The following is a 20,539-nucleotide window of genomic DNA, read 5'->3' as shown; positions in this document are numbered from 1 at the left end:
GTAGGGCTCAGGCCTGACGGGTCTGGCCGGCCCTGATCAGGCGGTCGAGGGTCTGGGCCGAGCCATTTTCGGCCAGGGCGTCATCCTGCAGGCGATGCTGCTGGCGGTCGATCAGCCGACCCATGGGGCGCTGGCTGGATTCCTCGGCCACTGCATCGTCACCGAGACGCTGTTGCTGGTCTTCGATCACCTGTCCCAGGGGGCGCAGGCTGGATTCCTCGGCGATCCGACGTTCCTGCAGCTGGCGTTGCTGCTGCTTGATGACCCCACCCAGGGGACGCAGGCTGGATTCTTCGGCCAGGGTACGTTGCTGCAGGCGCTGCTGCTGTTGCTTGATCAGCTGGCCCAGTGGGCGTTGGCTGGATTCCTCGGCGATCTGGGTGGCAGCGTTCGGGGTGAAGGCGAAGTCCTGGGCGAAGGTGTTCAGAGCCAGGGCGGTCAGGGCGAAACCGAAGGCGATACGCAGGTTCATGGTGGTGTCCTCTGGGGAAACTGTGCTGGAGTGCGTTCAGTATCCCGAGCAGGACCGCCCAGAAAAAATAGACTGGCCAGATAGTGACTATCAGCGCCGTCGATGCCTTTCAGAAAGTCTCTAGCTTCCCGTCGATGATTGCCCCTTTTCCGCTTCACTCAGTTGAGCGCCGCCGAACAGTTCGCGCAAGGCGGCAGCGTAGTCGCGCGTGCCTATCACCATGCTGTTGGAGTGAGTCCCACCGGGGATCAGCAGCAGGCGCTTGGGCGGCCGGGCCGCCGCATAGAGGGCTTCGCTGAAGCGAGGAGGGACATAGCGATCGTCGCTGCCGTGGACGATGAGCACCGGGATATGGATGTCCGGGATCTTGTCCAGGGAATCGAATTTCTCCGACATCAGCCAGCGCAGGGGAAAGCGGGTGTCGACCACTGCCGTGGCGGCATCGGCCAGGGTGGTGAAGGTGGACTCGATGATCAGACCGGCCGCGGCGGGGTAGTCGCCGGTGGGATTCCCGTCGCGGGCGATGCGCCAGGCCAGGTCCACCGCCACGGCGCCGCCCAGGGAGTGGCCATAGAGGTATCTCTTGCGGGGATCGGGCTGCAAGCTCTGCAAGTACTTCCAGGCGACCCGGGCATCCTGGTAGACGCTGCGTTCGGAGGGCACGTCGCCCGGACTTTCGCCAAAGCCGCGATAGTCGATGGCCAGCACCGAATAGCCGAGTTGCCGCAGGGTGGCGATGCGCCGGACCTGGGCGGTGAGATTCCAGCGGGTGCCGTGCAGATAGAGAAGGGTGGGGGCGTCTGGCCGGCGGGCGGGCCACCACCAGGCGTGCAGGTAGTCGGTGCCGGTCAGGCCGTCCGGCACTGGCAGGTTGAACTGGCGGACGCCTTCCGGCACGCCGGTGAACCAGCTGGCATTGCCCGGTTCAATGCTGAACACCCACTGGCGTTCGCGATAGGCCAGTTCCGAGCAGCCATAGGGGACCCCGACCCCGACCAGCAGGGTGACGAAGAGCAGCGGGATCAGGCGACGGCGGAGCAGGGTGGCGAGGGACATGGCTTTCTCTGGATACCGGAAGACGCAGGGTAGGGGCATCCGTCGCCTGGCGAGAACCCCCGTTTCGGTTGGACAGTCATCCTAGAGACAGCGACTGCAGTGACCCCCAATCCGAGGTGAGCCATGAGTGCGACGGCCAAGAAGAGCGATCCCGAGCTCTGGGAAAAGGTGAAGAAAGAGATTACCGAGGGCGACAAGGGCGGCAAGCCCGGTCAGTGGTCGGCGCGCAAGGCGCAACTGGCCTCCCAGGAGTACCAGAAGCGCGGTGGTCAATACCAGGGCGGCAAGGGCAAGGACAATCATCTGCAGCAGTGGACCGACGAGAAGTGGGACACCCGCTCCGGCAAGAAATCCGAGGACACCGGCGAACGCTATCTGCCGGAAAAGGCCCGGGACTCCTTGAGCAAGGAAGAGTACCAGCGCACCACGGCCAAGAAGCGCCGTGACACGCGCCGGGGCCAGCAGCATTCCAAGCAACCCGCCGATGTGGCACGCAAGACGGCCGCGGCGCGTGAGTCGGGCCTGGCCGGCCTGACCAAGGACGAGCTGATGAAACGAGCGGCGCGCCGCGAGGTGCGGGGGCGTTCGCGCATGAAGAAAGACGAACTGGTCAAGGCGTTGCAAAAGGCAGGTGAAAAATGAGCACCAAGAAGGCTTCCAACGACGACAAGAAAGACGACAAGAAAGAGGTACGCAGCGAGTTCAAGCAGGTGGTCAACATGACCCCGAGTCAGCTGCGTAAATGGCTCAGTGGCGACACCAGCAAGGGCGTGGGCATGACCAAGGGTGGCAAGAAGGTCACGGCGGCCAACGATGGCAAGGCGGTCGGCCATGCCATGGGCGAACGCATCCTGGAGCTCAAGGGCAAGCGTCAGGCTGAGCTGGAAGACGATGACTACCAGGCCATGCGCAAGGTCATCGGCTATGTGCATCGCCATCTCAAGCAGCGACCGGACGGCGACATAGAAGACTCGCGCTGGCGCAAGTCGCTGATGAACTGGGGTCACGACCCCCTGCGCGACAAGCGCAGCGCCTGATCCCGACGAACCGCAGCCCAGGCTGCGGTTTTTCTTTGGCAGAGAGTGACTGGCCGAATTTGTGGGCAACTGTGACGCCGCAGCGCGGACACAAAGGAGTAGGGTAGCCGCCTATCTATCTGAACGCGTTCAAGGAGTTGTCGATGGCACCCCGGGATCTGTTGCTGGCACTGGTCGTCATCCTGGCCTGGGGGGTGAACTTCGTGGTCATCAAGGTTGGCCTGCATGGCGTGCCGCCCATGCTGCTGGGAGCCCTGAGATTCTGCCTGGCGGCCTTTCCGGCCATCCTCTTCGTGCGCCGCCCCCAGGTCTCCTGGCGATTGCTGCTGGCCTACGGCCTGACCATTTCCCTGGGCCAGTTCGCCTTTCTGTTCTCGGCCATGTACGTGGGCATGCCGGCGGGCCTGGCCTCGCTGGTCTTGCAGGCCCAGGCCTTCTTTACCCTGGCCTTCGCCGCGACCTTCCTCGGGGAAAAGGTGCGCCGGGCGAGTCTGGCCGGGCTGCTGGTGGCGGCGCTCGGCCTGCTGCTGATCGGCACCGAACATGGCGTCACCATGACCCTGGCCGGTTTCCTGCTGACCCTGGCGGCGGCGGCCATGTGGGGGCTGGGCAACATCGTCACCAAGAAGATCGGCAAGGTGGACATGCTCGGTCTGGTGGTCTGGGGCAGCCTGATTCCGCCCATTCCCTTCTTCATCCTCTCGCTGCTGCTGGAAGGCCCGCAACAGATCACCACGGCGCTGACGTCGCTGTCGGGCGGGTCGGTCTTTGCCATCGTCTACCTGGCCTTTATCGCCACCTTGGTCGGCTACGGCATCTGGAGCCGGCTGCTGTCGCGTTATCCGGCCGGCCAGGTGGCGCCCTTTTCGCTGCTGGTGCCGGTGGTGGGGCTGAGTTCGGCCGCCGTGCTGCTGGGTGAGCAGATGACCGTTCAGCAGGAAGTGGGCGGCGTGGCAGTCATGCTCGGGCTGTTGATCAATGTCTTTGGCGGCCGCTGGCTGGATGCCCGGAGCAAGGCGTCGCCCAGTGCATGATATTGCACGATCATAAATGATTGTGCATGATGTGCTGGTCCTCCTGGAGTATCAGCATGAATGCAGCAGCCGTCCACCTTCCCGAAGAACGCCAGGCCGCGATCCTGGCCCTGTTGCGCGAACAGGGCCGGGTCCTGTCGGCTGAACTGGCCGCGACCTGGGGCATTTCCGAAGACAGCGTGCGTCGCGACCTGCGCGAACTGGCCCGCCAGGGCCTGTGCCGTCGGGTGTACGGTGGGGCGCTCTCGCTGCTGACGCCGCCGGAGGCGCTGCCGGCGCGTATCGGTCAGGACGAGGCGGCCAAGCAGACACTCGGGCAGGCCGCGGCCAGGCTGGCGCAACGGGGGCAATTGCTGCTGCTGGACGCCGGCTCGACCAACCTGGCCATCGCCCAGGCGCTGCCCACGGATCTCGACCTGACCGTGGCCACCAATGCACCGGTGATCGCCGCGGCACTGCTGCAGCGCCCGGGGATCCGGGTGTTGATGATCGGCGGCCTGGCCACGCCGGAGTCGGGTGCCTGCCTGGGCGCCCGGGCGCTGCGTGACCTGCGTGGCGTGCGCGCCGACCTGGCCTTTCTCGGGACCTGCGCCCTGGCGGTGGAGACCGGCGTGACCGGCTTCGACCTGGAAGAAGCCGAATTCAAGGTGGCCGTGGCCGAGCAGAGCAGCCAGGTCGCCGTCGCGGTGACCGCCGAGAAGCTCGACAGCGTGGCCTTCTATCACGTGCTCCGACTCGATCAGCTGAACCATCTGGTGCTGGAACCGGGGCTGAGCGAGGAGCGCCTGCAGCCCTATCGTGACGCCGGGCTGCAGCTGCATTCGCTCGATCGCTAGACTCGCGTCCAAGGATCGCCATGACTTCTGCCGTATTGCGGCGCCAACGCCGCGCCACCTTTACCGTCTTTCTCGCCAACGGTTGCGGAATCGGCGGCTGGGCGGCGGCCATTCCCGAACTCAAGCGCGATCTGCTGCTGGGCGACGGTCAGTTGAGTCTGGTGCTGCTGGCGGTCGCCTTGGGCGCCCTGCTGACCATGCCCTTCGCCGGGGTGCTGGTGCCGCGCCTGGGCGGGACCGGACGCCTCACCCGCCTGAGCATCCTGGCCTTCGTGCTGGTGCTGAGCTGGCCCGGGGTGGCACCGTCCCTGGGCTGGCTGCTGCCCTGCGCGCTGCTGCTCGGCGCCTGTAACGGGCTGATCGACGTGGCCATGAACGCCCATGCCAGCGATGTCGAAAGCCGCTGGAACGGCCCGCTGATGTCGTCCTTCCACGCCGCCTTCAGCCTGGGCGGATTTCTCGGCGCCGGCCTGGGGGCGCTGGTGCTGCACCTGGGCGCCTCGGCGCTGGCGGTGCTGCTGACTGCTGCCCTGGTGGCGCTGCTGCTGGCGCTGCCCGCCGCCCTGGCCCTGGACGAAGGTGATCGCAGTCCGGTGAGTCAGGCCCTGCGGCTGCCGGATCGGCGGGTCCTGGCGCTGGGACTGATCGCCCTGGGCTGCCTGATGCTGGAGGGCGCCATGACCGACTGGAGCGCCGTCTACCTGGGCCAGGTGGGCGGCGCGAGTCCGGTGGTGGCGACCCTGGGCTATGCGGCCTTTTCGCTGACCATGCTGGTGGGACGGCTGTTCGGCGACGGTATCCGCGGCCGCTTCGGTGGTCCCCAGGTGATCGTTGGCGGGGCCCTGCTGGCGACCCTGGGACTGGCGCTGGCGGTCCTTCTGCCGGCGCCCTGGACCGCGATCCTGGGCTTCGCGCTGGTCGGCCTGGGGCTGTCCAATGTGGTGCCCGCAGCCTTCAGCGCCTCTGGCCAGGTGGCCGAGACGCCGGCTGCGGGTATCGCCATGACCGCCACGGCCGGCTATCTCGGTTTCCTGCTCGGCCCACCGCTGATCGGCGCCGTGGCGGGGCAGGTGGGCCTGCGTGGCAGTCTGCTGCTGCTGACCCTGATCGGGGTGGCGGTGGCACTGCTCGCCCTGCACCAACGCACGGCATGATGGCTGTCCAGGGAACCCCGCTGCGCTGAGCAGACCCAAGAGGGAACGGAAATCCAAGGAGGCGGCCATGACGCGCCCACGCAAGATCCTCGCCTGGCTGCTGGGAATCATCCTGCTGCTGTTCGTCCTGCTGGTGGTGGTGCTGGCCACCTTCGACTGGAATCGGCTCAAGCCGACCCTCAACGAGCAGGTGTCGAGCGCCCTGCACCGGCCCTTCGCCATCGAGGGCAACCTGGGGGTGGTCTGGCACCGCGAGCCGGATCAGGGCGGTTGGCGCGCCTGGATTCCCTGGCCGCACATCGCCGCCGAGGACCTGACCCTGGGCAACCCGGATTGGGCGAAGGAAAGGACGTTCGTCCACCTCGACCGGGTGCAGTTGCGGATCTCGCCGCTGGCCCTGCTGGCCAAGCAGATCTATATCCCGCGCATCGATCTCAGCGGACCGGTGGTCAATGCCCAGCGACTCGCCGATGGCCGCAACAGCTGGACCTTCGCGACCGCCGAGAAGGACCCCAAGGCCGAGCCTTCGGCCTGGACCGTCGACATCGGTACCATCGGCTTCGACGCCGGCCAGGTCGGTTTCGACGATGCCCAGACCGCTACCCGGCTGCGCGCGCGGATCACCTCCCTGGATGCTCCCATCGCCTATGCCGATCTGGTGGGCAAGCAGGGCACTTCGCGCCAGCGCTCCAACGTCAGGCAGACCCAGCCCTTCCAGTTCGCCCTGGCGGTAGAGGGCAGCTATAAGCAGGTGCCGGTCAGTGGCCGTGGCCAGATCGGTGGCCTGCTGGCGCTGCAGGACGCCGATGTGCCTTTCCCCATCCAGCTCGATGCCCGGGCGGGCGAAACCCGTGTCCAGGTCTTTGGCACCCTGACCGATCCGCGGCGCCTGGGCGCCCTGGATCTGCACCTGGTGCTGGAAGGCAAGAGCCTGGCGCAGCTTTATCCGCTGACCGGGGTCACCCTGCCGGAGACGGCACCCTATGCCACCGACGGCCATCTCACGGTCAAGCTCAACGATCCGGCGGGCGCCCGCTTCAGCTATGAAGACTTCAATGGCCGGGTCGGCAAGAGCGATCTGCATGGCGAGGTGCTGTTCACCGGCGGCAAGCCGCGACCCAAGCTCAGTGGCACCCTGCGCTCCGATCAGTTGCTGTTCGAGGACCTGGCCCCGCTGATCGGTGCCGATACCAAGGAGCAGCAGGTGGCCAAGGGCGAGACCAGCCAGCAGCCGGCGGACAAGGCGCTGCCGGTCTCCGAATTCCGCACCGAGCGCTGGCGCGCCATGGATGCCGATGTGCGCTTCACCGGCAAGCGCATCGTGCAGAACGCGCAGCTGCCGATCACCGATCTGAATACCCATGTGCGCCTGACCGATGGGGTGCTGCTGCTCGATCCCCTGCGCTTCGGCGTGGCCGGGGGCGATCTGAACACCACGGTGCGCCTGGAAGGCGACAAGACGCCGCTGCAGGGGCGGGTCGATCTGCACGTGCGGCGGGTCAAGCTGAACCAGCTGTTCCCCACCGTGGAGGCCATGAAGCGCAGCATGGGCGAGCTCAATGGCGATGCCACCCTGAGTGGCACCGGCAACTCGGTGGCGGCGCTGCTTGGCACCAGCAACGGCGAACTCAAGCTGCTGATGAACGACGGCCGTATCAGCCGCAGCCTGATGGAGCTGGCCGGACTCAATGTCGGCAACTACCTGGTCGATCGGCTGTTCGGCGATGACGAGGTGGAAATCAACTGTGCGGTCGCCGACCTCGACTTCAAGAAGGGCCTGGTGCAGCCCCAGGTCTTCGTGCTCGACACCGAAAACGCCCTGATCAACATCACCGGCACCATCAACCTGGCGAGCGAGCGCCTGGATCTTACCGTCGATCCGCACAGCAAGGGCCTGCGCATCTTCTCGCTGCGCTCGCCGCTCTATGTGCGCGGCACCCTGAAGAGTCCCTCGCCGGGGGTCAAGGCATTGCCATTGGCGGCCCGCGGCGCGGCGGCGGCACTGCTCGCCACCTTCGCAGCGCCGGCCGCCGGTCTGCTGGCACTGGTGGCGCCCAGCAACGAGCAGGGCGCCCAGTGCAGCGCCCTGTTGCAGCAGATGCGGGCAGGGCGTTGAGCTCGTGCGCCAGAGCCGGTTCGCGGTACTTGACAGACGACCGTTCGGCGGCGTCTGACGGGCGGAAAAGAACCGCTCTGGTTGCCCAGGCTCTATAGAAATAACCCGAGTCGGGCAGCCTTTTCGCGGAGATCCCTCATGCGTGACGACACCGATAGCCACTACGAAATCCACTACAAATTGCTGGGCGAAAGCTATACCGACCGTATCAGCAACCTGGACGTACCCATCACCGACGTGGTCCGCGAACTGGCCTGCCGGCACCTGGACGCGATCAACGACGAGCGCTTCCACCTCGCCGACATCGAGTCCGGTCAGGCGCTGGTGGCACTGCACGATGTCTCCATCCATCGCGTCGCACCGGAAGCCCCATGAAACGCCTGCTGAGCGGTGGATTGCTGACCATGACCCTGCTGGGCCTTGCGGCCTGCTCCACCGAGACGGTGGTGACCCTGCAGGACGGTACCCAGTACATCACCGAAGATAGGCCCAACACCAAGACGTCCGATGGCTTCTATGAATTCACCGATGTGGCGGGTCGTCATGTGCGGGTGAAGGCAGGCGATGTCGCCACCATCAAAGCGGAAGACTAGGCCTTGCCTGACCTTCGTTCGGTGACCTTTCAAACAAGTCCTTCCCAGGAGACTGCCATGCCCCGCGGCGACAAATCCACGTACAGCGACAAGCAGGTACGCAAGGCCGAGCACATCGAGGAGAGCTACGAGAAAAAAGGCGTCTCCAAGGATGAAGCAGAGGCGCGGGCCTGGGCGACGGTGAACAAGCAGTCCGGCGGTGGCGAACAGAGTGGCTCCGGCAAGTCCAAGAGCGGTACCGCCAAGCGCGCGGATCGCAAGGATTCCGCCCGGCGTGCAGTGGCGACCAGGCAGGGCCAGTCGCCCAACAGCGGTCGTACCGCGGCGCGGAGTTCGCCTGGCGGCAGCACCTCGCTGAGCGACATGACTCGCGATGAGCTGGTCAGGAAGGCGGCCGAGCAGAACGTTCGCGGTCGGTCGCGGATGAAGAAAGACGAGTTGATTCGTGCCTTGAGTTGAGGCATTGGAGATAAAAAAAGCCGGACAGTGTCCGGCTTTTGTCTGCCTGGCGTTCAGCTGGGCAGCAGACGGCAGGTGAGGCTCTTGATGTAGCGAGTCTCCGGGATGGCCGGGTGCACCGGGTGATCCGGGCCCTGGGCACCGCGTTCGAGGATCTGCAGGTTGCGATCCAGATGGCGGGCGCTGCAGAGCAGGATGTTCTGCAGGTCGTCTTCGGGCAGATGCATGGAGCAGGAGGCGCTGACCAGGATGCCGTCCTTGTTCAGCAGGCGCATGGCCTGTTCATTGAGGCGACGGTAGGCGGCCTCGCCGTTCTTCAGGTCCTTGCGCTTCTTGATGAAGGCCGGCGGGTCGGCCACGATGACGTCGAATTTCTCTTCACCGGCCTTGAGTTCCTTGAGCGCCTCGAAGACATCGCCCTCGACGCACACCAGCTTTTCCGCCAGGCCGTTGAGGGTGGCATTGCGCTCCACGCCGTCGAGGGCAAAGCCCGAAGCGTCCACGCACATGACCTCGCTGGCGCCGAAGGCCGCGGCCTGCACGCCCCAGCCGCCGATGTAGCTGAACAGGTCGAGCACCCGCTTGCCTTCGACATAGGGCGCCAGGCGCGCACGGTTCAGGCGGTGGTCATAGAACCAGCCGGTCTTCTGGCCTTCGCGGACCGGCGCCTCGAAGCGCACGCCGTTCTCTTCCAGCGCCACCCAGTCGGGGACCTCGCCGTAAGCCACTTCCACGTAGCTGGAGAGGCCTTCGGCGGCGCGGGCGCTGCCATCGTTCTTCCACAGCACGCCCTGGGGTTTGAACACCTGCAGCAGGGCGGCGAGGATGGCGTCGCGCTGGCGCTCCATGGTGGCGGAAGCGATCTGTACCACCAGGATGTCGTTGAAGCGATCCACCACCAGGCCGGGCAGGAAGTCCGAATCGCCGTAGACCAGGCGATAGCAGTGGCTGCCGAACAGCCGCTCGCGCAGGCTCAGGGCGACCTTGAAGCGGTGCACCAACAGCGACTTGTCCAGCAGGTAGCCGGTGTCACGGGAGAACAGTCGGGCGCAGATCAGGTTGTTGGGCGACAGCGCCACCAGGCCGAGCGGCTTGCCGCTGGTGGTTTCCAGGATGGCCTGGTCGCCCGGTTCGAAGGCGGTGAGCGGGGTGGCGACGACGTCCACCTCGTTGCTGTACACCCAGAGGTGCCCGGCGCGCAGACGGCGGTCGGCATTGGCTTTGAGGCGCAGGCGAGGCAGGGTCATGAAGGTCTCCGGCGAAGGGGGCAAAAGCGCGGAATTATAGCGCAAAGCCACCCGCCTGGGCCGGCCGTCAGTCCCGCTGGCTGACCTCGATATCGCTCAGCCCGGCTTCCTGGGCGCGACGGGCGATGCTCGGCTGGGCATGGTGCTCCCAGGGCGCATCGACCACCACCTGGGGTTCCTCGACGTGCTTGATGAGCAACTGCAGCAGCGCTTCTTCCTCGGTGACCGGCGCGAAGCTCTCCAGCTCGTGGGTAAGGGGCTCGCCATTGAGGCGATAGCGGATCTGGTAGTGGTGCAGGGTCTGCATGGGGGTGCCTCGGTAGCGGGGGGATAACCGATGGACCCCGCGAGGCGGCAGCGGTTGCGTCAGCCCCCCAGGCTATCGAGGATCGGGCAGTCTGGGCTGGCGTCGCCATGGCAGCAGGACACCAGCTCGCCCAGGGTGCTGCGCAGGCGGGTCAGTTCGCCGATCTTCTGGTCGAGCTCGGCGATGTGCCGCTTGGCCAGCGCCTTGACGTCGGCACTGGCGCGCTGGCGATCCTGCCAGAGGCTGAGCAGCTGGCGGATCTCCTCCAGGCTGAAGCCCAGCTCCCGCGAGCGGCGGACGAAGGCCAGCACCCGCAGGTCTTCGGCGCCGTACTGGCGATAGCCGCTGTCGGTGCGCCCGGCGGGCGCCAGCAGGCCGATGCGCTCGTAGTAGCGCAGCATCTTGGCGGTGAGCCCGCTGGCCTTGGCGGCCTGACCGATGTTCATGACAGGGAGTCTCCGGATGGGCGCCAGCGGCCGAGCAGCAGGGCATTGGCCAGGACACTGACGCTGGAAAAGGCCATGGCGGCGCCGGCATAGACCGGATCGAGCAGACCCAGGGCGGCCAGCGGCAGGCCGATGACATTGTAGACGAAGGCCCAGAACAGATTCTGGCGGATCTTGCGCTGGGTGCGCCGGGCGATGTCCAGTGCCGCCACCACCTGGCGCGGATCCTCCTGCAGCAGGGTGATGCCGGCCGCATGGCGCGCGGCGGCGGTACCCGAACCCATGGCGACGCCCAGTTCGGCGGCGGCCAGCGCCGGGGCGTCGTTGAGGCCGTCGCCGACCATGGCGACGCCGCCCCGGCTCGCCTGCAGCCGGGCCACCACGGCGGTCTTGTCGGCAGGCAACACCTCGGCCTCCCACTGCTCGATGCCCAGAGCGGTAGCCACCTGGCGGGCGCTGCCGCGGTTGTCACCGGTCAGCAGCCAGCTATCGATGCCGTCGCGGCGCAACCGGGCGATGGCCTCGGCAGCACCCGGACGGATCTCGTCGCCAAAGGCCAGCAGCCCCAGCACCCGCGCCGGGGCACCGGTCTCCAGCAGCCAGGACAGCGTAAGGCCCTGGTCCTCCCAGGCGCGGGCGGCGTCGGCCAGGGGGCCGGCGTCCAGCTGTTGTTCGGCCAGCAGCCGCGCATTGCCCAGCAGCAGGGAGCGCTCCCGCCAGCTGCCCTGGAGGCCACGGCCGGGCAGGGCGCGGACGTCCCGGGCGGGTGGGGTGTCCAGGCCGCGGTCCCGACAGGCCAGGAGAACCGCCGCGGCCAGGGGATGCTCGCTGCCGCGTTGCAGACTGCCGGCCAGGCTCAGCAATTCGGCTTCCTCGATGCCGGGTGCCGTGGCCAGCTGGCGCAGGCGCAACTGGCCGGCGGTCAGGGTGCCGGTCTTGTCGAAGACCACGCTGGTGATGCCCTGGGCGCGCTCCAGGGTCTCGGCGTCCTTGATCAGGATGCCGTGGCGCGCCGCCACCCCGGTGCCGGCCATGAGAGCGGCGGGGGTGGCCAGCCCGAGGGCGCAGGGGCAGGCGATGACCAGTACCGCCACGGCGGCGAGCAGACTGGGCTCCAGGGCGTGGCCGCTCAGCAGCCAGCCGAGCAGGGTGACCAGGGCCAGGGCCACCACCACCGGGACGAACACCCGGCTGATGCGATCCACCAGCTGCTGGATGGGCGCCTTGGTGGCCTGGGCGTCTTCCACCAGGCGGATGATGCCGGCCAGCACCGTCTCGCCACCCAGGGCGGTGACCTCGATCTGCAGATTGCCCTCGCCGTTGATGGCGCCCCCCACCACCTCGTCGCCGGGACCCTTGGCGACCGGGCGGCTTTCACCGGTGAGCAGGGCTTCGTCGACCTGGCTCTCACCCTGCAGGATGCGGCCGTCGGCCGGGATGCGTTCGCCCGGACGCAGCTGCAGGCGATCGCCCAGGCGCAGGCGATTCAGGGCGACTTCTTCTTCCTCGCCGTTCGCATCGAGGCGCCGGGCGCTTTCCGGGCGCAGGGCTTCCAGGGCGCGCAGCGCCGCGCCGGTGCGGCGCTTGGCGCGGGTTTCCAGGTATTTGCCCAGGCGCACCAGGGCGATGACCATGGCCGCCGTCTCGAAATAGAGGTGCGGGCTGCCCTTGACCAGCCAGAGATAGAGACTCAGGCCAAAGGCGGCGCTGGTGCCCAGGGCGACCAGCACATCCATGTTGCCGCTGCGCGCGCGCAGGGCATGCCAGGCGCCGCGATAGAAGCGCGCGCCGACGAGGAACTGCACCGGCGTCGCCAGCAGGAATTGCAGCCAGGCGGGCGGCATCAGGTGCCAGCCGAAGGGTGTCAGCAGCATGGGCAGGATCAGTGGCGCTGCCAGCAGCAGCGCCAGGGCCCGCTCCAGACCCTCCCAGGGCACACCCTGACGGGCCGGCGCTGAACGCTCGTCTTCGGCGTGGCGATCCTCGGCGCCGTAGCCGGCGGCTTCCACCGCGGCGATCAGGGCTGGCGTCTCGACCGCGGCCAGGGTCTTCACCCGGGCTCTTTCGCTGGCCAGGTTGACCTCGGCGGCCAGCACCCCGGGCACCGTACGCAGGACCTTTTCGATCCGCCCGGCGCAGTTGGCGCAGCTCATGCCGGACAGCGCCAGGTCATGCTCGACCTCGGCCACCTGGTAGCCAGCCGCGCTGACCGCCTCGGCCAGCGCCGGCGCCGCGTCGACCGGCGCGCTGACGCGGGCCTTTTCGCTGGCCAGGTTGACACCGGCCGCGCTGACCGCCGGGACCTTCTGCAGGGCGCGCTCGACCCGACCGGCGCAGGCCGCGCAGGTCATGCCACTGATGGAGAGTTCGAATTCGTGCATGGGCACCTCCTGAGCTCAGTGTTGACCTTGACCTCGGGTCAAGGTCAACACTGGAACCCGAGCCTGGCGCTGGCGTCAGGAGAAAGAGGTCAAGACCGACAGGAGAAGACCATGCATGTCATCAAGGTGATCGGAATGAGTTGCGCCCACTGCGTGAGCGCCATCGAATCCGCCGTGCTCAAGGTGGACAATCGCGCCCGGGTGGAGGTGGACCTGCAGGCGGGCGAGGTGCGCATCGACAGCGCCGAGGTGAATGCGCCCTTCCGTCAGGCCATCGAGCAGGCGGGCTATACCGTCGCCGACTGAGTCCAGTCGCGCACGATGGCGCGGAAGAAGGTGGTGAATACCTGATCGGCGGCCAGCAGCGGGGCGAAGGTCTGTTCGTCGCGCAGCAGGTCGGAGAGGGTGCCGAGAAACAGGCTGTGCAGCATCCGGCTGGCCAGCTGCGGCGTCACGCCCGGCTGCAGACGGGCGGCCTGGGCGGTGAAGAGGGCGTCGGTGATGCGGATGAACTGCCGCAGGAACTGCAGATCGCGCTCCTCGGCCTCGCGCAACTCTTCGGTGAATTCGCAGCGGTGCAGCAGGATGGTCATCACCCGCTGCTCCCGGCCGGGCTGGGTGAATTTCGCCATGCCTTCGATGCACAGTTTGAACAGCCGCTGCAGGCTGTCTTCCTCGCCGTCGACGCGCAGGCGCTCGGTCAGTTCGTCGGCCGGGATCCTTATCTGGCTAAGCATTTCGTGGAACAGGTGGGCCTTGTTCTGGAAATGCCAGTACACTGCACCCCGGGTGACGCCGCATTCGCGGGCGATCATTTCCAGGCTGGTACGCGCCACGCCATTGGTCAGGAACAGGGCTTCCGCCGCATCGAGAATGGCTTGGCGGGTCTGTTCGGCTTCTTCTTTCGTACGACGCATGGGTGATCTGACTGGCAGTGGGTCTGCCACGCAGTCTAGCTCGCCTCGCCGCTTTTACAAACATGATTGTATGTAACTGCGTGACATTTCCGCTTCCATCGGATCAGGCTTCATGACCTTTCGCTTATTGTTGATTCTCGGGGCCCTCTCGGCCTTCGCTCCCTTCGCCATCGACATGTACCTGCCCAGCTTCCCCTCGCTGGCACGGTCGTTCGCCACCGATATCGAACACGTGCAGCTGAGTCTGGCGGTGTATTTCGCCGGTCTTGCCAGCGGCCAGCTGTTCTATGGCCCCCTGGCAGACCGCTTCGGCCGCCGCCTGCCGCTGCTGATCGGCATCGGCCTGTTCTGCCTGGCCTCGCTGGGCTGTGCCCTGGCGCCCAACCTGCCCTGGCTGATCGCCGCGCGCTTCGTCCAGGCCCTGGGCGGTTGCGCCGGCATGGTGATCGCGCGGGCCGTGGTACGCGATCTCTGCGAGCCGATGGCCGCGGCGCGGGCCTTTTCGCAGATCATGCTGGTGACCGGGATCGCCCCCATCATCGCGCCCTTTGCCGGTAGCCTGCTGCTCAGCACCTTTGGCTGGCAGGCGATCTTCGTCAGCCTGGCGCTGTTCGCCGCCGCCTGCGGCACCGCGGTGGCGCTCTGGCTGCCCGAATCCCTGCCGGCGCACCATCCGCGGCCGCCGCTGCGGGGGGCCTTGCGCAACTACCTGCGGCTGCTGCGCGATCGCACCTTCATCGGCCACACCCTCACCGGCGGCATCGCCATGGCCGGAATGTTCGCCTACATCTCCGGTTCGCCCTTCGTGCTGATCGAACTCTATGGCGTCAAACCCGAGCACTACGGCTGGGTATTCGGCCTCAACGCCGCCGGCTTCATCCTGCTCGGACAGCTCAATGCCCGCCTGGTGGTCCGCCAGGGCCCGGCCTTCTGGCTGCGGCGCGCGGTGGTGGCCTATGCCGCGGCGGGACTGGTCCTGCTGCTGGTCGGCGCCTTCCAGCCCAAGGCCCTGCCGGTGCTGATGGTCCCGCTGTTCTGCGCCATCGCCCTGCTCGGCGGCATCGTGCCCAACGCCTCGGCCTGCGCCCTGGCCGGGCAGGGCGCCAATGCCGGCAGTGCCTCGGCGCTGATGGGCAGCCTGCAATTCATCCTGGCGGCGCTGGCTTCCAGCAGCGTGGGCGCCCTGCACAACGGCACCGTGGTGCCCATGTGCGCGGTGCTGGCGCTCTGCGCGGTGGCGACCGCGCTGATGGCGCGCTGGACCCACAGATCCACAGCCGTCTGAGGTAGAGTGGATTTTTCCCGGCGCGGCAGGTCAGATAGGCGAACCCTCATCCTTCCAGGGACGCCGACATGACCTTTGCCTACTGGTGCATCTTCCTCGTCTACCTCGTGCCCTATGGCGCGGCCTACTACGCCAAGTTCAAGGGCAGCGGTTTCACGCCCGAGGACAATCGGGATCCGCGCAGCTTTCTCGGCAAGCTGGAGGGTGCCCGGGCGCGGGCCAACGCTGCCCAGCAGAATGCCTTCGAGATCAATCCGCTGTTCGCCGCGGCGGTAATCGTCGCCCACGTCACCGGTGGCGCCGACCAGGGCACCATCAACTTCTGGGCCTTCCTCTTCCTGCTGAGCCGCATCGCCTATACCTGGCTGTATATCCGTGACCACGCCACCCGCCGTTCGCTGGCCTGGGTCGGCGGGATATTTTGCTGCCTCTGCCTGTTCATCGCCGCGGCCTGAGTGCAACGTCGCTGCCGGTCTTGACCNGCGACGGCTGTAGCTTCATTAGCGCCCTGTCTTTCCCGGCTGGCCGCCTGCATGACGTCTCCTTCGCCCGCCCAGCAGGTGCTGGGGCACTTCGCCGAGCTCGCCCAGGGCCGCGGCTATACCCTGGATGCAGCGCAACAGGCCGCCATCGACCGTTTTGCCCAGCTCGCTGACGAACTCCTGCGCCCGCGCCTGTTCCGTCGCCAGGCGCCGCGCAGTCTCTATCTCTGGGGCCCGGTAGGGCGCGGCAAGAGCTTCCTGCTGGACGGTTTCTTCGCCGCCCTGCCATTCGCCGAGAAGCGCCGGGTGCACTTCCATGCCTTCTTTCGTGAACTGCACGAGCGGATGTTTCGCCAGCCGCCGGGTGGCGATGCCCTGGCCGCCAGCCTGGACGAACTGCTCGCAGGTTGCCGACTGCTCTGTTTCGATGAATTCCATGTGCATGACATCGGCGATGCCATGCTCATCACCCGGCTGTTCAAGGCGCTGTTCAGCCGCGGCGTGGTGCTGATCACCACCTCCAACTATCCGCCGGAAGGACTGCTGCCCAATCCCCTCTACCACGAGCGCTTCCTGCCGGCGATCCGGTTGATCGAGACGCGCATGGACATCCTCGCGGTGGCCGGTACCCAGGACTATCGCGGCGCCAGTCCTGCCGAGCCCGATCCCTTCGGTATCGGCGCCTATCTCTGGCCGGGCAGCCTGGAACAGCGCCAGGCGCTGGGGCTGCCGCCGCTGGCGGAGACCCGGATCGAGGTGCCGGTAGGCCATCGCAGCCTGCCCGCCATCAGCGCCGCGGAGGGGCTGCTGCACTTCAGCTTCGCCGATCTCTGCGAAGGCCCCACCGCGGTCCTCGACTACCTGACCCTGAGCGAAACCTGGCAGCGCTGGCTGCTCGATGCCGTGCCGCCGCTGCGCGACGCCAGTCCCGCCGCCCGCCAGCGCTTCATCAACCTGGTGGACGTGCTCTACGACCGTCGCCTGGCGCTGTTCCTGGTCAGCACCGCGCCCCTCGACGAGACCCTGGCCGACAGCGAGATCGCCGACATGTCGCGGACGCGCAGCCGGCTATCCCAGCTGCGGCAGATCGGGCCGGACTAGCACTGTACGAAAAGTGCCTGCGCTCGGCGACCTTTCATACAGAGCCTAGCGCTCGGCCTTCAGCTTCGCACTGCCCAGGTGCCAGCGGCGCTGCTCGGCCGAGTCGCCGTCGACGTCGTTGACCCGGCGTAGCTGATAGCGGCCGCTGAAGGTCTGGCGGGTACCGTCGGCGAGGCGCGCCTTGACCGTCACCGGGATGCTGACATAGCTCGAACCCGCCGCACCCTCGACCGGGCCAGGTTGACCGAGGGTCACCTGGACGCTGCGAGTCCTGGCATAGCCCTGGCGGAATTTCTCGTAGCTGTTGCCGGGCTGGCCGTCGCTTCCCCATAGCTGCCAGGCGGTGCCGTAGTCCCGCGCATCCAGCGCCCGGTAGTAACGCCGGACCACGGCCGCCGCCGCCTCGGCGCTGCTGGGCAGCGGACCGCAACCGGGTTCCTTGGCCGCCTCGCCATCGCCGAACAGGGCGCAGCTGCGGGCGATCTCGTCCTGCATCAGGGCGCAGCTGTTGGCCGCGTTGCAGGGCGGTCGCGTGGCGGGGGAAAGCGCTCGGCAGGTGGTGGCCAGGGCCTGAGCGGGCCGCTGTCCGATTTCCTGGGCGCAACTGCGCGGTGAAGGCTCCGTGGCGGCCAGGGCGCCGGTGACGAGGGGCAGCAGCAGGGGGCAGAGCAGCCAGCGCGGGGACATCGGCGAGATCCTTGAGCAAAGTCCCAGCCTAGCAGGGCAGGGACGACGTGGAAAAAAGCCCGCGACGGTCATCCGTCGTCTGGCCACCTCGCTGACGTAAAAGCGTCATGTGGCCGGCGCAGGGTAGGCAAATCCCGTGTCGGAGTTCGCCCCATGCCTTCGTCCAGTCCAGTCGCCTCCCTGTCACCGCTGTCCCATCCCCTGCACAGTTCGCGCAAGCCCGGTCCGCTGCGGATCGTGCTGTTCATCGCGCTGCTGCTAACCGGTCTGGCGGTAACCCTCGGCGGTATCCACAACGATGTCAGCGATGCCCAGTCGCCGCCCACCACCTGGCTGCCCTTCGCCGGTCTGGCGCTGGCGCTGGTGATCGCCCTCGGCTTCGAATTCGTCAATGGCTTCCACGACACCGCCAACGCCGTGGCCACGGTCATCTACACCCACTCGCTGCCGCCCAATGCGGCGGTGCTCTGGTCCGGCTTCTGCAACTTCCTCGGGGTGCTGTTCTCCAGCGGTGCGGTGGCCTTCAGCGTCATCGCCCTGCTGCCGGTGGACCTGGTGGTGGAAATGGGCGCGGGCAAGGGCTTCGCGATGATCTTCGCCCTGCTGATCGCCGCCATCATCTGGAATCTCGGTACCTGGTGGCTGGGCTTGCCGGCGTCGTCCTCCCATACCCTGATCGGCTCCATCATCGGGGTCGGTCTGATGCATGCCTGGCTGGGTGGGATGGATGGCAGCAGCGGCGTGGACTGGGGCCAGGTGGCCAAGGTCGGCTATGCGCTGCTGTTCTCGCCGCTGATCGGCTTCGCCTGCGCCGCGCTGCTGCTGGTGCTGCTCAAGCGGATCGTGCGCGACCAGACGCTCTACCAGGAGCCGAAGAGCGCCGAGCCGCCGCCGCCGTGGATCCGCGGCCTGCTGATCCTGACCTGCACCGGGGTGTCCTTCGCCCATGGTTCCAACGATGGCCAGAAGGGCATGGGCCTGATCATGCTGATCCTGGTCGGCGCCCTGCCGACCGCCTATGCGCTCAACCGAGCCGTGCCGGCCACGGCCACGCCAGCCTTCGCCGCCGTCGCCGAGGTCACCGCCAGCGGCCTGCGCCAGGCGGCGCCCCAGGCCGCACCGGCCGATCCCCACGGGGTGCTGCTGGAATTCGTGCGCAAGCGGCAGAGCAACCCCAAGGTGCTGCCCGCGCTGGCGGCCATCACCGACGACATCGCCCGCGAGGTGCGCCAGTACGGCGCGCTCAACAACGTGCCGGCGCAGAGCATGCCCAACGTGCGCAACGCCATGTACCTGGCCTCGGAATCCATCCGCCTGCTGGAAAAGGAGCACCTGCCGGGGCTGGCGCCCAAGGCGCAGGAGGATCTCAAGGAGTTCAAGCGGCAGATCGACCAGGCCACCCGTTTCATCCCGCTGTGGGTCAAGGTGGCAGTGGCCATCGCCCTGGGGCTGGGGACCCTGGTCGGCTGGCGGCGCATCGTCATCACCGTCGGTGAACGTATCGGCAAGACCCACCTGACCTATGCCCAGGGCGCCTCGGCCGAACTGGTGGCCATGGGCACCATTGGCGCGGCGGACGCCTTCGGCCTGCCGGTCTCCACCACCCATGTGCTGTCGTCCGGGGTGGCCGGGACCATGGCCGCCAACGGCTCCGGACTGCAGTGGGCGACGGTACGCAATCTGGCGCTGGCCTGGGTGCTCACCCTGCCGGTGGCCATGGCGCTGTCCGCGTCACTCTACTGGCTGCTGGTGCACCTGTTCTAAGAGCCTGTTCAAAATCTGCTGCGCGTCGGCCAAACTGTGTTGAAAATGGCCTGGAAGGCCAGCCCCGTCGGAATGCTCATTTACCACTCGTAAACCCGAGCGCGGGTCCGATCCGCTTCCTCAGCTATTTTCGCGGGGCCGCCCAGGCCTTGTTTGTCTCTAGCTCGCGAGATTTTAACCAGGCTCTGACACGGCTTCGGTCAGGCAGCGGCGGAATAGCGCCACGGCCGGCAGGTCGCGCCCGGCGTGGCGAGCGATGATCTGCAGTTCGCGGTGGAAGGTGAGGGGGCCCAGGGACAGCCGGCGCACCCGGGGATGCTCCAGCCAGAGGCCGGCGCAGGGCACCAGGGCCACGCCCAGGCCGTGTTCCACCATCTTGACGATGGCATCGAGTTCGTCCAGTTCGAGCACCTGGCGCACCGCCAGCCGCTGCTCGCGCAGAAAGGCGCTGACCCGGCGCCCGCCAAAGGAGTGGCGGTCGTAGCGGATGAAGGGCTGGGTTTCCAGCAGCAGGCGCGGATCATCGCCGGGCAGGTCCGGCGGCGCGATCAGCACGAAGGGTTCCTGCAGCAGGGTGGTGGCGTGCAGCTCCTTGGGCAGTTCGAAGGGCGGGCGGATGAGGATGGCCAGGTCCAGCTCGCCGGCATCCACCTGGCTGAGCAGCGCCAGGGATACGCCCGGCACCAGCCGCGGTTCCAGGCGTGGCGCCCGCTGGCGCAGCCGTACCAGGGTGCCGGGCAGCAGGCCGGTCTGGACGCTGGCGATGGCGCCGATGCGCAATTCGCCCTGGATCTCGTCACCGGCGCCGGCCATGCGCGCATAGGTGGCGAGGATCTCTTCGGCCAGCGGCAGGGCCCGGCGACCGGCGGCATTGAGCAGGGCGCTGCGACCATTGCGGTCGAACAGGCTCACGCCCAGATTCTGTTCCAGGGTGCGGATCTGGGCGCTCACCGCCGAGGGCGTGAGGCCCACGTGCAGACCGGCCGCGGCAAAACTGCCATGGCGGGCCACGGCGAGCAGGGTCTTGAGTTCGCGAAGCATGATGGTGGCCTGAAGTCAGGAGAGGCCACTGTAGCGAGCCCCAAAATTTTTGTCGCTCGGGGGCAGTAAAATACGCTTTATGCACAGGAAAACCTGGGGTGAGAATGGCTGCATTCCCCCTCAG

Annotated in this window: 23 protein-coding genes; 14 read left to right on the top strand and 9 right to left on the bottom strand. The window is 67.2% G+C overall.

Going from position 1 to position 20,539, the window contains the following annotated elements; all coding sequences use genetic code 11:
• Window positions 1–7: 7 nt before the first annotated feature.
• Window positions 8–472, bottom strand: a complete 465-nt coding sequence (locus PVZ72_RS22015; protein ID WP_133862852.1) for a hypothetical protein — start codon at window positions 470–472, stop codon at window positions 8–10.
• Window positions 473–592: 120 nt separating this feature from the next.
• Window positions 593–1,528 (bottom strand): alpha/beta hydrolase, encoded by a 936-nt coding sequence (locus PVZ72_RS22010; RefSeq protein WP_273863012.1) that lies wholly within the window; start codon window positions 1,526–1,528, stop codon window positions 593–595.
• Between the two features lie 123 nt (window positions 1,529–1,651).
• Between PVZ72_RS22010 and PVZ72_RS22005 the strand changes: the two genes are divergently transcribed.
• From PVZ72_RS22005 to PVZ72_RS21965, 9 genes are all read left to right on the top strand, one after another.
• Window positions 1,652–2,170, top strand: coding sequence for a hypothetical protein (locus PVZ72_RS22005; protein ID WP_273863011.1), 519 nt, complete (start codon window positions 1,652–1,654; stop codon window positions 2,168–2,170).
• Entirely contained in the window at window positions 2,167–2,565 is a 399-nt protein-coding gene (locus PVZ72_RS22000) for a DUF3140 domain-containing protein (protein WP_158896396.1), read from the top strand. The genes PVZ72_RS22005 and PVZ72_RS22000 overlap by 4 nt, the downstream gene beginning before the upstream one ends.
• Window positions 2,566–2,708: 143 nt before the next feature.
• On the top strand, window positions 2,709–3,599 hold the full coding sequence (locus PVZ72_RS21995) for an EamA family transporter (protein ID WP_273863010.1): 891 nt from the start codon (window positions 2,709–2,711) through the stop codon (window positions 3,597–3,599).
• Between the two features lie 56 nt (window positions 3,600–3,655).
• Window positions 3,656–4,435 carry a DeoR/GlpR family DNA-binding transcription regulator gene (locus PVZ72_RS21990; RefSeq protein ID WP_273863009.1) on the top strand — a complete coding sequence of 260 codons (780 nt, stop codon included), beginning with the start codon at window positions 3,656–3,658 and terminating at the stop codon, window positions 4,433–4,435.
• Between the two features lie 20 nt (window positions 4,436–4,455).
• Window positions 4,456–5,589, top strand: a complete 1,134-nt coding sequence (locus tag PVZ72_RS21985) for an MFS transporter (protein ID WP_273863008.1) — start codon at window positions 4,456–4,458, stop codon at window positions 5,587–5,589.
• 67 nt (window positions 5,590–5,656) lie between these two features.
• Window positions 5,657–7,705 carry an AsmA family protein gene (locus PVZ72_RS21980; RefSeq protein ID WP_273863007.1) on the top strand — a complete coding sequence of 683 codons (2,049 nt, stop codon included), beginning with the start codon at window positions 5,657–5,659 and terminating at the stop codon, window positions 7,703–7,705.
• 138 nt (window positions 7,706–7,843) lie between these two features.
• Window positions 7,844–8,080, top strand: a complete 237-nt coding sequence (locus PVZ72_RS21975; RefSeq protein ID WP_133862860.1) for a hypothetical protein — start codon at window positions 7,844–7,846, stop codon at window positions 8,078–8,080.
• Window positions 8,077–8,298 carry a YgdI/YgdR family lipoprotein gene (locus PVZ72_RS21970; RefSeq protein ID WP_133862861.1) on the top strand — a complete coding sequence of 74 codons (222 nt, stop codon included), beginning with the start codon at window positions 8,077–8,079 and terminating at the stop codon, window positions 8,296–8,298. The genes PVZ72_RS21975 and PVZ72_RS21970 overlap by 4 nt, the downstream gene beginning before the upstream one ends.
• Before the next feature lie 57 nt (window positions 8,299–8,355).
• On the top strand, window positions 8,356–8,757 hold the full coding sequence (locus PVZ72_RS21965; protein ID WP_273863006.1) for a Rho termination factor N-terminal domain-containing protein: 402 nt from the start codon (window positions 8,356–8,358) through the stop codon (window positions 8,755–8,757).
• Window positions 8,758–8,810: 53 nt separating this feature from the next.
• Here the strand turns inward: PVZ72_RS21965 and PVZ72_RS21960 are convergent, their stop codons facing one another.
• The 4 genes from PVZ72_RS21960 to PVZ72_RS21945 form a co-directional block, all read right to left on the bottom strand.
• On the bottom strand, window positions 8,811–10,004 hold the full coding sequence (locus PVZ72_RS21960; RefSeq protein ID WP_273863005.1) for a class I SAM-dependent rRNA methyltransferase: 1,194 nt from the start codon (window positions 10,002–10,004) through the stop codon (window positions 8,811–8,813).
• Window positions 10,005–10,071: 67 nt separating this feature from the next.
• Window positions 10,072–10,311: a hypothetical protein gene (locus PVZ72_RS21955; RefSeq protein WP_187978509.1), complete on the bottom strand. Its 240-nt coding sequence runs from the start codon at window positions 10,309–10,311 to the stop codon at window positions 10,072–10,074.
• 59 nt (window positions 10,312–10,370) lie between these two features.
• Window positions 10,371–10,757: a Cu(I)-responsive transcriptional regulator gene (gene cueR / locus PVZ72_RS21950; RefSeq protein WP_187978510.1), complete on the bottom strand. Its 387-nt coding sequence runs from the start codon at window positions 10,755–10,757 to the stop codon at window positions 10,371–10,373.
• Window positions 10,754–13,138, bottom strand: coding sequence for a heavy metal translocating P-type ATPase (locus PVZ72_RS21945; RefSeq protein WP_273863004.1), 2,385 nt, complete (start codon window positions 13,136–13,138; stop codon window positions 10,754–10,756). Before PVZ72_RS21945 ends, cueR begins: the two co-directional genes overlap by 4 nt.
• 111 nt (window positions 13,139–13,249) lie before the next feature.
• Between PVZ72_RS21945 and PVZ72_RS21940 the strand changes: the two genes are divergently transcribed.
• Window positions 13,250–13,444 carry a cation transporter gene (locus PVZ72_RS21940; protein ID WP_133862867.1) on the top strand — a complete coding sequence of 65 codons (195 nt, stop codon included), beginning with the start codon at window positions 13,250–13,252 and terminating at the stop codon, window positions 13,442–13,444.
• Here PVZ72_RS21940 and PVZ72_RS21935 read toward each other — a convergent pair.
• Window positions 13,426–14,055 (bottom strand): TetR family transcriptional regulator, encoded by a 630-nt coding sequence (locus PVZ72_RS21935; RefSeq protein ID WP_133862868.1) that lies wholly within the window; start codon window positions 14,053–14,055, stop codon window positions 13,426–13,428. The genes PVZ72_RS21940 and PVZ72_RS21935 overlap by 19 nt on opposite strands.
• A 112-nt stretch (window positions 14,056–14,167) precedes the next feature.
• On the opposite strand from PVZ72_RS21935, the gene PVZ72_RS21930 reads away from it, so the two are divergent.
• The 3 genes from PVZ72_RS21930 (at window position 14,168) to zapE (ending at window position 16,923) form a co-directional block, all read left to right on the top strand.
• Complete coding sequence (locus PVZ72_RS21930; RefSeq protein ID WP_133862869.1) at window positions 14,168–15,340, top strand: multidrug effflux MFS transporter; 1,173 nt, start codon at window positions 14,168–14,170, stop codon at window positions 15,338–15,340.
• A gap of 68 nt (window positions 15,341–15,408) precedes the next feature.
• Window positions 15,409–15,795: an MAPEG family protein gene (locus PVZ72_RS21925; protein WP_133862870.1), complete on the top strand. Its 387-nt coding sequence runs from the start codon at window positions 15,409–15,411 to the stop codon at window positions 15,793–15,795.
• Window positions 15,796–15,873: 78 nt separating this feature from the next.
• Complete coding sequence (gene zapE / locus PVZ72_RS21920; protein ID WP_273863003.1) at window positions 15,874–16,923, top strand: cell division protein ZapE; 1,050 nt, start codon at window positions 15,874–15,876, stop codon at window positions 16,921–16,923.
• A 45-nt stretch (window positions 16,924–16,968) separates the two neighbouring features.
• Here zapE and PVZ72_RS21915 read toward each other — a convergent pair whose 3' ends face one another.
• On the bottom strand, window positions 16,969–17,610 hold the full coding sequence (locus PVZ72_RS21915; RefSeq protein WP_273863002.1) for a hypothetical protein: 642 nt from the start codon (window positions 17,608–17,610) through the stop codon (window positions 16,969–16,971).
• Window positions 17,611–17,763: 153 nt separating this feature from the next.
• Between PVZ72_RS21915 and PVZ72_RS21910 the strand changes: the two genes are divergently transcribed.
• Window positions 17,764–19,374, top strand: coding sequence for an inorganic phosphate transporter (locus tag PVZ72_RS21910; protein ID WP_273863001.1), 1,611 nt, complete (start codon window positions 17,764–17,766; stop codon window positions 19,372–19,374).
• 174 nt (window positions 19,375–19,548) lie between these two features.
• Here the strand turns inward: PVZ72_RS21910 and PVZ72_RS21905 are convergent, their stop codons facing one another.
• Complete coding sequence (locus tag PVZ72_RS21905; protein WP_273863000.1) at window positions 19,549–20,415, bottom strand: LysR family transcriptional regulator; 867 nt, start codon at window positions 20,413–20,415, stop codon at window positions 19,549–19,551.
• Window positions 20,416–20,539 lie beyond the last annotated feature (124 nt).

It is taken from the genome of Pseudomonas sp. LA5 (assembly GCF_028640825.1).
In the GTDB taxonomy this organism is placed as follows: domain Bacteria; phylum Pseudomonadota; class Gammaproteobacteria; order Pseudomonadales; family Pseudomonadaceae; genus Chryseomonas; species Chryseomonas aestiva.
The sequence above is the reverse complement of the archived record's forward strand: the minus strand, read 5'-3'. Positions and strand labels throughout refer to the sequence as shown.